This window comes from Paenibacillus sp. BK720 (genome assembly GCF_011761545.1).
Lineage (GTDB): Bacteria > Bacillota > Bacilli > Paenibacillales > Paenibacillaceae > Pristimantibacillus.
In genome coordinates this window covers 1-15687 of the sequence record NZ_JAASRQ010000007.1, presented here as the reverse complement: position 1 = coordinate 15687, position 15687 = coordinate 1, and the positions used below count along the sequence as shown (strand labels likewise).

The 15687-nt window shown below is 49.8% G+C and carries 12 protein-coding genes, 1 tRNA gene and 1 rRNA gene; 2 read left to right on the top strand and 12 right to left on the bottom strand.

All coding sequences use genetic code 11. The annotated features are described in order from the left end of the window. Nucleotides 1-135: 135 nt before the first annotated feature. Genes FHT67_RS24415 through FHT67_RS24405 form a run of 3 tightly spaced genes read right to left on the bottom strand, consistent with a single transcriptional unit; the run spans nucleotide 136 to nucleotide 8180 of the window. Entirely contained in the window at nucleotides 136-1998 is a 1863-nt protein-coding gene (locus FHT67_RS24415) for an ABC transporter ATP-binding protein (RefSeq protein WP_208403528.1), read from the bottom strand. Next, nucleotides 1985-3733, bottom strand: coding sequence for an ABC transporter transmembrane domain-containing protein (locus FHT67_RS24410; RefSeq protein ID WP_167201609.1), 1749 nt, complete (start codon nucleotides 3731-3733; stop codon nucleotides 1985-1987). Before FHT67_RS24410 ends, FHT67_RS24415 begins: the two co-directional genes overlap by 14 nt. 34 nt (nucleotides 3734-3767) lie before the next feature. Further along, the gene (locus FHT67_RS24405; protein WP_167201608.1) at nucleotides 3768-8180 is read right to left on the bottom strand and encodes a DEAD/DEAH box helicase; all 4413 of its coding nucleotides are present in this window, start codon (nucleotides 8178-8180) and stop codon (nucleotides 3768-3770) included. 204 nt (nucleotides 8181-8384) lie between these two features. Between FHT67_RS24405 and FHT67_RS24400 the strand changes: the two genes are divergently transcribed. Further along, a complete protein-coding gene (locus FHT67_RS24400; protein ID WP_132308997.1) occupies nucleotides 8385-8717 on the top strand; it encodes a DUF5658 family protein in 333 nt (110 codons plus the stop codon). Here the strand turns inward: FHT67_RS24400 and FHT67_RS24395 are convergent. The 7 genes from FHT67_RS24395 to FHT67_RS24370 all read right to left on the bottom strand — a co-directional run bounded on the left by FHT67_RS24395 (nucleotide 8708) and on the right by FHT67_RS24370 (nucleotide 14490). Continuing rightward, nucleotides 8708-10822 carry a WG repeat-containing protein gene (locus tag FHT67_RS24395; RefSeq protein ID WP_167201607.1) on the bottom strand — a complete coding sequence of 705 codons (2115 nt, stop codon included), beginning with the start codon at nucleotides 10820-10822 and terminating at the stop codon, nucleotides 8708-8710. The two genes, FHT67_RS24400 and FHT67_RS24395, sit on opposite strands and share 10 nt — an antisense overlap. Nucleotides 10823-10932: 110 nt before the next feature. Continuing rightward, nucleotides 10933-11115, bottom strand: a complete 183-nt coding sequence (locus tag FHT67_RS30705; protein WP_481856083.1) for a DUF6954 family protein — start codon at nucleotides 11113-11115, stop codon at nucleotides 10933-10935. A 12-nt stretch (nucleotides 11116-11127) separates the two neighbouring features. After that, a complete protein-coding gene (locus FHT67_RS24390; RefSeq protein WP_279591600.1) occupies nucleotides 11128-11502 on the bottom strand; it encodes a glyoxalase superfamily protein in 375 nt (124 codons plus the stop codon). A 217-nt stretch (nucleotides 11503-11719) separates the two neighbouring features. Further along, a complete protein-coding gene (locus FHT67_RS24385) occupies nucleotides 11720-12184 on the bottom strand; it encodes a VOC family protein (RefSeq protein WP_167201606.1) in 465 nt (154 codons plus the stop codon). A gap of 24 nt (nucleotides 12185-12208) precedes the next feature. Further along, the gene (locus FHT67_RS24380) at nucleotides 12209-12679 is read right to left on the bottom strand and encodes a pentapeptide repeat-containing protein (RefSeq protein WP_132308992.1); all 471 of its coding nucleotides are present in this window, start codon (nucleotides 12677-12679) and stop codon (nucleotides 12209-12211) included. A gap of 250 nt (nucleotides 12680-12929) precedes the next feature. After that, complete coding sequence (locus tag FHT67_RS24375) at nucleotides 12930-13730, bottom strand: class I SAM-dependent methyltransferase (protein WP_167201605.1); 801 nt, start codon at nucleotides 13728-13730, stop codon at nucleotides 12930-12932. Between the two features lie 4 nt (nucleotides 13731-13734). Next, complete coding sequence (locus FHT67_RS24370; protein ID WP_167201604.1) at nucleotides 13735-14490, bottom strand: SDR family NAD(P)-dependent oxidoreductase; 756 nt, start codon at nucleotides 14488-14490, stop codon at nucleotides 13735-13737. 449 nt (nucleotides 14491-14939) lie between these two features. Here FHT67_RS24370 and FHT67_RS24365 point away from each other — a divergent pair, with 449 nt between their 5' ends. Further along, nucleotides 14940-15233 (top strand): Dabb family protein, encoded by a 294-nt coding sequence (locus FHT67_RS24365; protein ID WP_132308988.1) that lies wholly within the window; start codon nucleotides 14940-14942, stop codon nucleotides 15231-15233. Between the two features lie 127 nt (nucleotides 15234-15360). On the opposite strand, the gene FHT67_RS24360 is transcribed toward FHT67_RS24365, so the two are convergent. Both FHT67_RS24360 and FHT67_RS24355 read right to left on the bottom strand, forming a co-directional pair. Further along, nucleotides 15361-15436: transfer RNA gene (locus FHT67_RS24360), tRNA-Thr, on the bottom strand. Between the two features lie 165 nt (nucleotides 15437-15601). Next, nucleotides 15602-15687 (bottom strand): 23S ribosomal RNA (locus tag FHT67_RS24355); the annotation flags it as partial.

Genomic DNA, 15687 nt, shown 5'->3' with positions numbered 1-15687 from the left:
ACCAACAAGTGGAAGCAGTAAAGCAACGGCCCTAGTATATCAAATTTTTGCTAGAGAGCACAAATGATAGAATCCTCATGAAAGAATGACGAAAAATGGCGGGACCCTTCTTAGCGAATAGGTCCCGCCATCCAGTTATACCGTTAAATTCCGGTGCATGCCGTAATAAAGGCCTTCCTTCTCCATCAGTTCGCTGTGGGAGCCTTTCTCGGCTATCGTTCCCTTGTCGATAACGAGAATCGTATCGGCATTCTGAATCGTGGACAGCCGGTGGGCGATGATAAAGCTGGTGCGCCCCTCCATCATCTGAAGCATCGCTTCCTGAATACGGAGCTCGGTCCGTGTATCAATGCTGCTGGTCGCCTCATCCAGAATGAGAATCGACGGCTCCGCGAGAATGGCTCTTGCAATGGCGAGCAGCTGCCGCTGTCCTTGGCTCAGGTTGCCCCCGTTCTCCGTAAGCGGTGTGTCGTACTGCTGGGGCAAGCGCCGGATGAAACCGTCCGCCCCCGCCATGCGCGCCGCTCTCCGAACCTCCTCATCCGTTGCTTCCGGCTTGCCGTACTTCAGATTTTCCTTAACCGTACCGGAAAATAAATACGTATCCTGAAGCACTATGCCAAAGGTCCGGCGAAGGCTGTCCCTCGTGTAATCCCGGATGTCCCTCCCGTCAATGAGGATCCGCCCGCCAGTCACGTCATAGAACCGGCTGAGCAGGTTAATAACGGTTGTTTTCCCCGCTCCGGTTGGTCCAACCAAGGCCGTGCTGCTGCCGGCTTCCGCCTTGAAGCTGACGCCTTTCAGAATCTGCACGTCGCTGCGGTAGCCGAACTGCACGTTTTCGAACACAACCTCGCCTTTGGGAGAACCAAGCTCGATGGCATCCGGTGCATCCTCGACCTCTTCCTTCTCGTCAAGCACCTCAAATACCCGCTCCGCTCCTGCAATCCCCGATTGAAGAACGTTGTACGTGTTCGCCAAATCCATCATCGGCCGGACGAACTGCCGGGAATAGCTTAGGAAGCTGGCGATAATCCCCACCGTAATCATCCCGTGCACGGCCATAACCCCGCCGACTATCGCTACGGCCGCAAAGCCGATATTGTTAATCACGCTGAGCAGCGGCATCATAAAGCCGGACCAGATTTGCGCCTTCGTGCTTACTTTGCACAACTCGTCATTGTCTTTGCGGAAATCGGCTATCGAGGTCGCTTCATAGTTAAAGGCCTTCACTACCTGGAAGCCGGTAATCGTCTCCTCGACTTGACCGTTTAGCCGTCCCAGCTGCGCTTGCTGGTTTTTGAACAAGGCGCTGGTTCGTTTCGTAATCGTTCGGGCAAGCAGGAAAACCAGCGGCACCGTAATCAGGCTTGCAAGCGTCAATAGCGGGCTCAGCACCAGCATCATGATCAGCGACCCGAGCAAGGCGATGGATCCCGTCATCAGCTGCGCCGATGTTTGCGAGACGGAAGTGCTGACGTTGTCGATATCGTTTGAAAGACGGCTCATCAATTCGCCGTGCCGGCGCGTATCGAAATAAACAAGCGGCAATCGCTGCAGCTTCTCAAACAAGGTGCGCCGAAGCCGGCTGACGATCCTCTGGGAGATCCCCGCCATCATCCATCCCTGAAGGAAGCTGAGCGATGCATCCGCCAAATAAGACGCAACCAGGGCAAACAGCACAAGGTGCAGCAGACCAAAATCGACGGCGCCTTGGCCTCCTGCCATCGCGTTTACGGCAACGCCAATTAAATACGGTCCAAGCAGCATAATGGCGGAATCGATCAGGATAAAGCCGAATACCAAGGCAAGCTGCTTACGCTCGCCGCTCAAATACCCCCATAAGCGCATTAACGTCGCTCGGAAGTTTTTCGGTTTTTGCTTAGGTCCGCCGCGTCCGCCAAATCCGGGACCGCCTGGACGGCCTCCCATCGGCACATTAACCTCGGAGCGCGCTGTGCCGTTATTGCCGGGGTCGGTTCCGTTAGGCTGAGGCATGGTTGTCCACCTCCTTGCCGATCTGCGAACGGTAAATCTCCTGATAAACCTGGCAATCCTGCATCAAACGGTCATGATTGCCCATGCCTACTATTTCTCCGTCGTCCATTACGATGATGGTGCTCGCATCCTTCACGGAGGAAATCCGCTGGGCAATGAGCAGACAGGTAACTCCTTTAGCGTAATCGCTTATCGCACGTTTGATCGATGCTTCGGTCGCGCTGTCGAGCGCGCTTGTGCAATCGTCGAGAATAAGAATATCCGGCTTCCGGATCAGCGCTCTCGCAATCGAAATCCTCTGCTTCTGCCCGCCGGAGAAGTTCACGCCGCCTTGGCCAATCATGGTATGGTACTGCTCAGGCAGCTCGGAAACAAACGAATGCGCCGAAGCCATTTTGGCCGCATCCATGACCTCTTCCATAGACGAGTCCTGCTTGCCGATCCGGATATTGTCCACAACCGGACCGGTGAACAGCACCGACTTCTGAGGCACAATGGCAATCCTCTCTCTCAGCTCGTGGGCATCGACTTCCCGAATGTTGATGCCGTTAATCCGCACCGCCCCTTCCGTAACGTCATAGAATCGGGGGATCAGGTTTACCAGCGTGCTTTTTCCCGAGCCGGTTGATCCGATGATGGCAACGGTCTCCCCGGGCTGGCAGCTGAAGCTGATCGATTTAAGCACGGGCTCGCCGTCAGGTCCTTCATAAGAAAAGCTGACGTTGTCGAATTCGATAGCGCCTTTGCCCTGCAGCTCCTTCACGGCAGATTGCCGAGCAGGGTCCATCATGGGATTGGTCTCCGCAAGCACCTGCACAATCCGGCCCGTTGACGCCTTCGCCCGAACGAACATGTTGAAAATCATCGTCATTGCAGTCAGCGAGAACAGAATCTGCGTCATGTAGTTAACGAACGCGATAATATGACCGACCTGGGTATGTCCGTCGTTGACCCGGATGCCGCCGAGCCAGATAACGGCAACAATTCCGATATTCATCGTCAGCGTAACGCCTGGACCGAATACAGCCATGACCCGCTGAGCGGAAGTGGACCGGGCTTCATATTGCTTGTTGATCCCGTTGAATTTATCGACCTCGAGGTCGAACCGGTTAAAGGCTTTCACAACTCTTACGCCGGACAAATATTCGCGCATAACGCCGTTTAACCGGTCTAACGCATTTTGCACCTTCAAGAATAATGGCAAGCCTACCTTCATGTTAAGCACAATCATCAAACCAACGATCGGAATGACGATCATAAGAACGATGGATAAGTACGGGTTTAACCGGAAGGCCATAATAAACCCTCCGATGCAAAGCATGGGAGCTTTGACAAAAATCCGCATCATGCCGTTGACGAAGTTTTGAACCTGCGTCACGTCGTTGGTAAGCCTTGTAACGAGCGAGGCACGGTCGAAGCGGTCAACGCTTTCAAAGCTTAACCCTTGAATTTTCTCGAACAAATCCTGGCGAAGCTCTGCGCCAAACCGCTGGGATACGATACTGGAGACAATATTGCGGCCGGATGCCGCAATAGCGCCTCCGAGCGTAATCAGCAGCATATAACCTCCGAAATGAAGCACCTTATCCATCTCTTTGGTCGCAACCCCTTCGTCCACGATATGCGACATCATGGTCGGCTGAAGCAAATCCGCCAATGCCTCAACGCTGACGAGCAGGACGCAAAAGGTGAACAGCAGGCCGTATTTTCTCACATACTTCATCATGTGCTGCACGCGTAGAACCCCTTTCCTATATACGATAGCATGCCTATTTCAATTGGCTTTGCCATAATACAAGCGACTTCTGATCACTCTCCGCTCCAATTTCCTTCAGCAGCCTTCCTTCCTCCGTCAACGCTACCGTCTCTCCGTTCCAGCGTTCCACCACAATCTTCGAGAGATGCTGGCGGCGAAGCAGCGTCATAAAAATCCATTTCAGCTCCTCTGACGAAGGAGGCTTGGAGGATTCCTGAGGATCCATCGTATGGATCCTTTTGCCGTTGTTCTCCATCCAGTACAGCCATTGATCTCCCCGTATAACGAGAAAATGCCCGGGCTTTCTGGCAAAGGAACAATCCTTGCCCTCCGGCCATTCCATGATCAAGCCAAACGGATTGGCCGGATCTACCGCCGACAACAGCGTAAGCGTCTCTTGCGCAGGGCTTCCCGAAGAGAATGGTTTACGAATAAGCTCGGCAATCTCCGGTGTCGTAAACTGCATCGTTATCGATCCGTCGATAAACAATCCGCGCGTCAACGTGCCCCATTCCTCGAGCCTGCGGAGAACCGGCTGAAGACGGTCCCAGCTGTAAGGCGTAACCGAAGCGGTCAACTCCTTGGTAACGATTCCGTACGTCCCCACCAAATGGCGGATCCAATACATCTCCGGCGAGTCCGTATCCGTAGACGTATACCCGGATTGCCCTTCTTCCGGCGAAGCCTCTTCCAGACTGCCGGTCCAGTACCATCTGCCGAGTCCCGATCCGGTCTTTGCCCAATCCTTGCTTTTCTTTAGCGTTAATAGCCGCAGGGGAGCAAATTGGTCATTGGAGGCATGGCCTTCCCAAGCAAGCTCCAGCAACGCCGACAACACCTCCGTCGGAAGCTTCCCGGTCTCTCTAGCCAGTCGGGTAAGGAAGCTTGCCCCGCTCTTCTTCAACAGCTCGAGCAGCTCCGGATGCGACGCGGCTTTTTCCCTGCTCGCCGCCAGATAAGGCTCATAGATCGAACGGCTGCCTGCGAGGAAGAAGGCAACTTTCCCTTCCTTTTCGTCCGGCTGCTTCTTGCCGATCCAGATGACTTCCCCCGTTGCGCACAGCAGATCAAGCTCATCCTTCCGGTAATCCGCAACGCGGGAAGGGAAAATAACCGTTTCCCAATGCGATAACGGCAGAAAAATACCCTGCAGACGCTCGATCACAAGCTTGAGGCCTTCGCTCCCGCGAAGCTGCGTACCTTGCAGCGCGTGCTGACGAAGCGCAATCTGAGCACACCAGCGGATTGCGGATACCGGCTGTATCTGCTTGCGGGCTTCCCCAATCGAGAGACGGATCATACGCTCCGCCGCTCGCCGGGTCGACCAGATCCTTTCCTCCGGCGACGCCGCAAAAGGCGCCTGATCGAGGCTGCCCTCCTCACGCAGCTTGTCGATTAGTCTCTTCGCTTCCGCTAACGGCAGCTTGGGATAACGCTCGCATAGCTCAAGCTCGGTAAAGGCGATTCGGTTATCGGCAAACCGGCGGATGATAAAGGCAGCTGCTTCATCCGACGCCGGAAAGGCTTCGTAAATGTCCCGTTCATCGCGGCAAATCCATCGGTATTCCTCTTCCGGCGTGTCTTCCGATGGTTGATAGACCGCAAGCTCTCCGGTTTGCAGAAGCTGCTCCGCCCATTCCAGCGTCCTTGTCCCAGACAGCTGTATCAGCTCGTCCGAAGCCAGATCGCCTCGGCGCTTCAGCAGACGGATAACGTCGCTTGGTTCACGAAGCTCCGGTTCCGGTTCCGAGAGCCTTTGCCGCTCCGCTTCCAGCACCTGCTCGGGAATAGCGCTGCGGATAGCCTGCTCGCCGAACAAACGGCCCGCCATCTCCTTGCTGACATTCATAAGCTGCATTTGAATGGCCGGATCCAGCCCATCGCCTTCGTAAATCCGCATATTCACGTAATCCGCCAGAAATTGGGTAGCCATCGGGGACGGATATTCCGTCTCCTTCACCACCACCTCAATCTCACCCTCCTGAATGGCGGTTAACAAAGCGCGAAGATCATCCAAAGATAAAAACTCATGCAGGCAAGCCTTCATCGCTTCCGTCAAATAAGGAAAATGCTCGGCATACGGCAAAGCATTACGAAGCAATTCCTCGCTTCTCAGCCTCTTCTGCCACAGCGGTGTTCTGCCGAAACTGCGGGATAATAATAACGAGGTTTCGGCAATATGACGGAAGGCAATAGCCAGTAGCGGCGATCCCGTAATCGCTTCGGTCAGCAGCGGCTCCACATGACCTGGCGTAACCCCCCAGATGGTCTGCAGCCAGGAGGAATCCCATTCCGGCAGAACGAATTCGATGCCGTTGTCTTTTGCATTGCCGTACAGCCGATATGGCAGCAGCAGCTCGAACTGCCGCTCGATTGCCAGAAGCCAGGTCCGGTTGAGCCGTCTGCCGAACGGGTTATGCATAATGACATGCGTTTGGTTCATCAGATCGCGGTAGGTCTCAACGACGATGCGTTTATCCGTCGGCAGCTCGCAGAAGGATTGCTGGGAACCGATTAAAGACAGGAGCTGCTGCGCCGTATAATCATCCATCTGATAATGCTCGGACAGCCAGCCGATCAGCTTATCCTCGTCTTCCCGTTGAAGACGCTCTTCGATTTCCGCGATAAACGCCCCGACTTTTTTGCCTAACGCATACGTTCGCCCAAGTCCTTCAGCACGCCAAAACGGTATTTCGCTAAAGCGGTTGCCCGCCTCGGACACATAGACTCGATCCTTATCGATCCGCCGAATCATCCAGCCGTTCATGCCCAGCTGGAATACATCCCCTACGCGGCTCTCCTGAACGAATTCCTCGTCGAGCTCGCCGAGATGGACGCGGCTGTCCACATGATGCACCGGATAAGCCGAGCTTGAAGGAATCGTACCCGCGCCGGTCAATGCGCCGATCATCGTATTCCGCCGCTTCACGAGTTGATCCGTATCACGGTTCCAATCGAGCAGCGGCCTCATAAACGGATAAAAGCCCGCCAGCACCTGCAGCATGTCCCGAAGCCTGCCGATTGGAAAGCTTCGGTAGCTGTCGCTTCGGGCGATCAGCCTGTGCAGCTCGCCCACCGCCATGTCCTGCGCGGCAACGATGGAGATCGTCTGCTGCGACAGGACATCGAGCCGATCCCGCGGGATCTGGATCGGCTCGATATCTCGCTCGGCAATTAATTTGCCGAGCACCGCCATCTCCGGCAGCACGCCCCGCTGCCGGGCGACCATCGCGCCGCGGCTCGCGCTGCCGACGGCGTGGCCCGCACGGCCGATCCGCTGAATGCCGGATGCGGCCTCAATAGGAGAATCGAGCTGAATAACCAGCTCGATATGCCCCACGTCTATGCCAAGCTCGAGCGAGGAGGTTGCCACAATGCAGCGCAGCTCGCCTGCCTTTAGCATTCTCTCTACTTCCAGCCGCCGCTCCTTGGCAATACTCCCATGATGGGCTCTTGCCATCTCGTAGCCGGCATGATCATTCAGCCGCAGACATAAGCGTTCGCATAACCTTCGGCTGTTTACGAAAATAATGACCGAACGGCAATCGGACATCAGCGCAAACAGCCTGTCCAGAATCGGCAGCCACACCGCTTCTCGGGTCTGCATCGGCTGCGATTGATCAGGCATCGTCAACGTTACTTCAAGCTTTTTGCTCATATGGCTTTCCACGATCGTTACCGGACGCGGCACTAGACCTAGCGGATGAATGAATCCTTCACTATCGGCCACTTGTTGCTCATCTTTCCTACTGCCTGCCGGTTCCTGCCAGCCGCCAAGAAATCTTGCCACGCGGGCAAGCGGCTTCTGCGTTGCCGATACGCCGATTCGTTGAATCCGTCTTCCGCATAACTCCTCCAACCGTTCGAGCGACACGGACAAATGCGTTCCTCTTTTATCCGCTGCGAGATCGTGAATCTCGTCAATAATCGCGTAAGAGACCGTCTTTAGCATTTCCCTCCCTTTCTCGGAAGTGAGAAGAATATACAAGGATTCCGGCGTAGTGACCAGAATATCCGGCGGTTTCCGATACATAGCGGATCTAACCGAGCTGGTCGTATCCCCTGTCCGAACGCCGCTGCGGAGTCCCGGCCAGTTCGCATCCGTTGATGCGGCAAGCTTATCGATCTGTTCGATAAATGCTACCAGATGATCATGGATATCGTTATTAAGGGCCTTAAGCGGCGTAATATAAAGCAGCCTTACGCCGGCCTGACGCTGCAGCTGCTTCATTTTGGCAATCCCATCGAGACACGGAAGAACGGCGGCTAATGTTTTGCCCGAGCCTGTCGGAGCCGCAATCAACGTATTGTCGCTAGCTGTAATCGCTTTCCAAGCTTGTTTTTGCACGTCGGTCGGCTCGCCGAACGAAGCCTCAAACCATTCCGCAAGGGATGGATGAAATGAAGATAATGACGAGCTTTGCATGACTTTCAGCTCCATCTGATTATAGTCGGTCACAATTCCTTTACTACTATATTATATCAGCACAATCGGGCAAGCGCCAAAACGAAAACAGCGCATAAAATCCCCCTTCTGAAGAAGGAGTCCTTCATGCGCCAGCTTGCTAATTGTGGATACAAATTGTATCATAACACTATAACACTCTTCTATGGGATGGGAAGTGCCGGAATGTCCGTCATCCTTCGACTGCCGATAAGAGGGCTGCTGCTATGGCTGCTTTTTTTCAGTCTGACTGATGCCTTATTTACCGATATCGGAATAAGATTAAAGCTAATAACCGAGCTGAATCCGTTTGTATCTTGGCTGTATAACTGGCACTCTATCGCTTACTATGGCGTTAAGCTGTTATTTCCCATTCTCTTTTTGTGTATTTATCCTCGGTTAAGTACCCGCTTATGGATCCATTATTCCGCTGTCATCCTATTCCTGCTCTACTTATTCGTTAACATGTACCATTTACTGTGGGTGGCACTTGCTCTCGTGAACGGCCATCATGGATGAAACGAACGCCAGAAATCGCCGCGCTCATCAATAATGTTCATTATCTGCGAGTAAGGGATTCTGAATTCAGGAAAGCCTGCTGCGTAAGGCGCAATCTCATAAGGCTCGAAATACAGATGCAGCGCATCCTGCGTTACGAAAAACGGTTGATCCGGTTTGATGCCTTTATACGTATCCGGAAAAACATAATCATACTGAGGGTCCGTTTTGATCTGCTCCCCTACGAGATCGCTCAGCACCTTCACGTAGTCACTGCCAGGTTTGAATAAATCCTTCAGCGTATACATGTCTCCATTGGACACATCGATATGGGCATAGACCTTCGTTGGCATGCCATGTGCTGCCCCAGCCGGATAATTATAGCCCGTCATTTCAATCTCAAGCAGGTTTTTCTTGAACAACGTCACTTCGTAATCCCCGCTATACGTATAACCAAGCTGCTCATCGCCAGGGATCGGCTTGACCTGCGACATTACCTTAAGCGTTTCGTTCAACCGCTCCTGCGCTGCATGATCGGCGATCCCTTCAACTGCGGGATAATAGACGACATAGTCCTTATTCGGCTTATATTTATGCTCTCTTACGAGATAAGGCAAGCGAAGCGGAATGACCGTGTTAGGCTCCCATTCGATACGTCCGTTACGGTTGGCGTATTTAATCCTTTGGTCAATATTTACCTGTATCAAGTCATCCTCGAGCTTCAAAGTACCGCTTCCTTGGAACTGCGGATAGCCGGGAGCCGGATTGCCGCTGGTGTTAATGAAGAAGGTCGTCTTGCCGTTGCTGGCGGAAGCGAGGCCTTTTCGATACGGCTGCACGTCCGTGTAGACAAATTCCGACAATCGTTTGCCATCGGAATCGAAGATCGCATACAACGAGCCAAGGAACGGTTGATCCGGATCAATCGCTTTCCCTACCGCATACCGCTGCTGGCCAATTGCCATGATATCGTTATAAATCGTTTGTATAACCAGATTTCCTTTTGTGTCAATCACGCCGTATTCCGAGCCAAAATCCTCCGCGTTATTCACGATTGCCCGGCCATTCTGAAACGGAAATGCCATAGAATAGGTCGGCTGAATCTTTACCGTGCCTTTCTCGTTGATGTAGCCATATTTCCCATTCGCCGTCTGTTGGAAAGGCAATAATCCATCCCCCAGAACCCCTACAAACTGATAATGATATTCTGCTTCCTTGGAACCGTCATGACGGATTAAAGCATAATCATTGTCCTTCATTTTTACGACGGCATGCCTATTGGAGAAATCGGTGGCATCTTCATAACGAAGGGGTATAACCTCCTTGCCCGACCGGTCAATGTAGCCATAGACGATTTTTCCGCCTTCCAGCTGGTTGTTTACCATCGCTCTTCCGTCATGCATATCTGCCATATAGGAATAGCCATTGCTTGTAACGATAGCTCCCGAATCATTAAGCAGCCTGTATTTGCCCTTGTCGTCTATAACAACCGCTCTTCCTTCCGAGAAAGGTGCAATATAGCTATAAACGGGTCTGACAAAATAAGCACCTGTTGTGTTAATCAGGCCATCCCCATTATCCGCACTTACTATAGCAAGCCCATTCGTCTGAAAATCCTCTGCACGGTCTAAGCGCGGCGGTATCACCATCGTGCCGATTCCATTAATATAGCCCCATCTCGTTCCGCTAGTCGTTTTTTCTGATCCCGGATAAAGAGAAATCGCTCTAGTCTCCAGAGTCCGTTCATCAGGTACAATATTCCGAAAACCTATAGGACTCCATTCATAGACCGCGCGCCTCGTCTGTTCTTCCCCAGTCCGCCAATTAATAATAAGATTATTAACCATCCGGCTAGTTACGGGAGCAGCAGTTAGCTCAGCAACACTATAACCTTCGCCCTTCGCAGCTGCAGCAATCGTCCATCCGATATGACGGTATTGCAAAATATGAACATAAAGCTCATCCTGCCAGCGATACACAACCGTTAGCTCCGGAACGCCATCCCCGCTTAAATCCTGGGGATAAATCGCGTATTCGTTAGGAGGATCCTCCATCATGACTAGCTCCGCCCCCGGAGGCAGTGAAGATTGTGCCAATCGGATAATCTGGTCATTGATCCAGTCCATTCGCCTTTGGTCCCCTTTCCCAGCACATTACATCAACTCACTATTCGTATGCGGAAAATTAGGAGAAATATGACAGGTTTTGAATAGAGCTTGGACCTTCGTTTGGCGTCTTACCGCTTCTTCCGGAATAAGAAGCAGGCAGCGATCGCAATGGCAACATAAATTAGGAGGACTATTCCAAGCGTAACCATTCTTTCCGACTTGCTCCCGTCCGCAAACAATACGGGGCCAAGTCCAAAGAAAGTGACTAGAAGGAATACGATTAGCAGTACAACACCTAGAAGTAACCTTATTCTCAGCGCCTCCTACTTGTCTAACGTCGACTCACAGAACACAATCCGGTTCCCGAACGGGTCGCCGATTCTGCATTCCAGCGTGTTCCACGGCGTTTCTTCCAGTCCGGGTCTTGCATATTTATAATTCTTGTCCAATAATTCGTGATGTAATTCCCTTATTCCGGTCATTTCAATGCGAACAGCCGAACCCGGACTGCAGTCTCCGTGATGTTCGCTCAAATGCAGTCTTATTCTCCCCCTTGAAATCTGCATATACAGTGGCATTTCCGGTTCAAAACGATGCTCCCAATCCACGGTGAAGTCTAAAAAGTCCAAATAAAACTCCCTTGCTTTTGCCTCGTCAAATATACGAAGAATCGGTACCAGCTGTTCAAACTTCATCATGCCTCTCTCCTTTATTTCATAAGGGCGAATGTCATACTGAGTAATCGAATGCTTGTTAATTTCCCCTGTATGGTCTTTAGATGCCGGTGCTTTATAAAAATTCTCGGTCATATAGCATATTGCAATACCAGTCGCGGACATGTTCAATACTGCTTACCGGTATAAAGATACCATTGATTCTATTAGAAATAGGATTCATAAACGTCCTGCTTTCTTCTCATGTATAAACTTTTTTTCGCATTGCGCCAAGGACAATATTGTATTGATCAGGATCATGGAGATGGGCATTCTTGAATTCCCAGCCCCCATGCTCGCCAATAAAGGCTTCAACTCCGATCATCCCGCCTCTAGTACGGATCTCTTCCACGTATTCGTCGAATTCTTCCCAGCCCATATGGATATAGGTATCCCAGCCATAATCCGGCCCTTCCCATTCCGTTGGATAACTGTGACGCTTGGTTGAAACGGCATTCGGTTTCACATCTTCTCCGGAGACAGCTTGTTGAAGGATAAAACAGACCTCGTCACGCTCCGCATGTCCCCAATCATCAATCGAAAATCCTAAGCAATCGCGATAATACGCTTGCGACTTAACCAGATCCGATACTAATCGAACCTGAATAGTCTTCCCGAGCTTAACTCTGGACTTGCCCTTTTCTTCTTCAAGCACTTGTTCGCTCATGAGATTGACCTCCCGACGATTGATCTACTGATCCTTAAGCAGATCCGATATCAGAATTCCATTGATACGCAAACCATCAATATTGCAGTTATCAATCGTTACATTGGATAAATCGCAGGCATTGAACTGGGATTTCGAGAGATTGCAGCTTTTAAAAGTGGTTGGTTCATATTGTCCATCCGGTTTGTATTGCGGCTCGCCTTCATTCGGTAGAACGACATTCGTAAACTTAGTGCCAATCAGATAGACATGATCAATGCTGGCCTGACTGATATTTGCAAGCTTAATACTTACCCCAGTCATGTTCGCATCCGTAATTTGAAAATCACTCATATTCACATCATTCAATTTCATGGCGCTCATATTTACGTTATTAATCGAAGTTCTTGCCAGGCTGACATTATCGATTACCAGCTCTTCCGCGCGAACCTCCTGCCACTTCGCACCTGAAATATCCGATTGCCGCAGATCATACGGCCCAACCTTTAAGCTCATCCTCAGATCTCCTCCAACAAATAGTTATTCAAACAGGTAAGTCGGTACAAATTCTGCCTTTATTACCCAAATAATAGCATGAAAACAAAAAGGGAACAAGTGTTTGCATTTCTTCGGAATTGTGTTATGATCTTCTAAATTACTCTATTTGAATTCCGCCGCTTCGTTTGTCTATTGGCCATACACCAATTAAAGGCATAAGCATGAATGATAATTCTCCATACAATTACATTTGTAAACAGTTCTGCTTTTAGTATTTAACGGCCTTTAACGCGAGCCATTGAGGAAGCGCAGCCGAAGGATTGTCATGCCAATTGGAGTAGCTATCTATTTGTTCAGCGGTTAAATTATCGCCTTCGTTCTCTGAATCATCGACCCAGAACCAACCGTTCTCCGCATACATCTCTTCGATATGCTTGATATGAAGGCTGGCGCAAACAACAGCATTCAATATATCCTGAATTCTCCAGCCGTAGGTTGGCAGTTCTCCAAAGGGTCCCGTTAGGTGATAAGGCTTTTTTACAGTGAGAGCTTCTTTTGCCTTAATTCCAAACGGCCGCATAAATGGGTGGATATCGTGCATGATATAGATTCCGTTTCTCTTTAGAACCCTGCTAACATTATTGTACATGGACTTTAGATCATGGATCCAAACGTGAACGCCATTTGAAGTATAGACGAAATCGTATTCTTCGCTTGGAAGTTGCGACAACGACATCGTATCTTCGCATATGAACTCTATGTCCCAGCTTTGTTGCTTGGCAATAATGGAAGCGTTCTCTATTTGTTTATCGGAAATATCACTGGAAGTGACTCGAGCTCCCAATAAATGAAAAGCAAAAACCGCATGATTATCTCCGCTCGAAGGAACCAATACCCGTTTTCCTGTTAAGTCCGGGAAGGCCTCTCTAATCATGCCATATGTCGTTGGATGGAAAGCGGACGCAGGAACCGATATGATTTTTGCTATCGCCTCTTCGGTTCTATATTTCAAATACCAAGTATCTGACCACTCGTTCCAGCTGTTCTTCACCTTATTCTCGCTGTTCATCTGATCATTCCTCCAATTCGCATGCCGGATATAAACCACCATTAACAGAAACAGATGTACGGAGTAATTTAATGATTTGTTTGGCTACGTTAGCTGGATCCATTAAATTCCCTTCTGCCTTCTGATCCGCAAAATATTTCGCTAATGCCATATCGGACTCTCGTGCTGTCTGCTGCATTGGTGTGTCCATCATCCCTGGGTCAACTGCATAAATTTGAACTTTATTTGCCGCCTGACCCTGATCTTGCTCCATTCCTATACATTGGGAAAACATATTCATCGCGGCTTTGGCCGAGCAATAGAGACTCATGCTTGGTGCAGGATACTCTCCGGATCCGGATGAAATATTTACGATTTTTCTACCTACACGCCAATCCGAAGTCAACCGAATAAAAGTCGAGGTAAGAAGCATCGGAGCCACAAGATTGAGTTGTATATTTTTCATGATTTCCTCATCCGAGCAAAGATGAATCTCTTTTAATGGCGTTACTAAAGCCGCATTATTAATCAGGGTTATAGAATCGAGGTCATATTGATTAATAGCCGAAATAAGATTTTGTACTACAGTTTTAATATTCTCCAAATGAGTGAGATCAACAGGATAAAAGTAGTATTTTCCTGCTGCAGCGTCTTTGCCAATTACCTCATTATTCGTGCGGGATAAACCGATAACCGTGTTCCAATCCTCTAGAAGGTTATTAGCGAGCTCAGCTCCAAGTCCGCTGGATACTCCTGTAATGATGCAAACATGATTAGGCATGATAATCTCATCTCCTCTTCATTTCCCTAATCATAATCATATAGTAGGTAACAGAATTGCTCACCGCCAGAAAAAAGAAAACAACTGCCAGGAACATCACTACGCTAAAATAAGCATTATTCTTATCTTCCACTATAAGAAATAGCAAAGGGATTAATGAAACCACAAATCCTGAAATAAACAGAATACTCAACAGCCTTCTCCATTTCATCCTCTCACTCCCGACTTTAAGAGTTGACCCTCTATTGACTTCAACATTTTTCCAGTAAAAACAAGATTAACACATCTGAATGCACCATGCACGCAAAACTTCAAACTCGTATTCTAGCAGACCAAAGCTTGTGTATACCGATTAAAGAGCTTGGTTATTGAAAAGAACTAGAAATACATTCCCATTTCATGCTATATTGCATAAGGCTAGAGATTTTGATGAAGAGAGAGGTTACAACATGATTGATCGTACTATTTTGGTGAAATTCGGAGAGCAAACAACCAACGAACAGCTCCAAGAGATCGTAGATCGCTTTAAGGCGCTGAAACAACATTTGACAGGTGTCGTTGAAATTAATGCCGGCATTAATTTCTCGGATAACAACAAAGGCTACCAGCTGGTCCTTCGCGTCAGATTCGAAGATAAAGCTGCGTTAGAGGCTTATGGCCCTAACCCGCAACACCAAGCTGTAGCAGCGCTTATCCGCGAGTATGGCCGTGAGGACAGCATAGCAGCGAATATCGAAGTGTAACCTAAAAACAGCGGATCGCTTTGCAAAGCGACCCGCTGTTTTTTCGAACAATAAACTGTCTTACTCGGTTACAACTATTAAAATAACAAAAAATCCGATCATAGTTGATCGGAATTATACTTGATAATGGTGCCGGCGATAGGAGTCGAACCCACGACCTACTGATTACAAGTCAGTTGCTCTACCAACTGAGCTACACCGGCATAAAAGGTATATTTACACCTTGAAAACTGGATGCGAAAGTTTGAATTCCTTAAGTCATTTATGGGGCCCCTGCAAAGTACTCGGAAGTAACTCCGAAGCATTTGCTTCACTTTATGGGGTATCCAAGTTTATGCTTCCGAAGTACGTTTCCTTCGGAAACGTTGTAGGATAAGCCCTCGACCGATTAGTATTCGTCAGCTCCACACATTGCTGTGCTTCCACCCCGAACCTATCAACCTCGTCGTCTTCA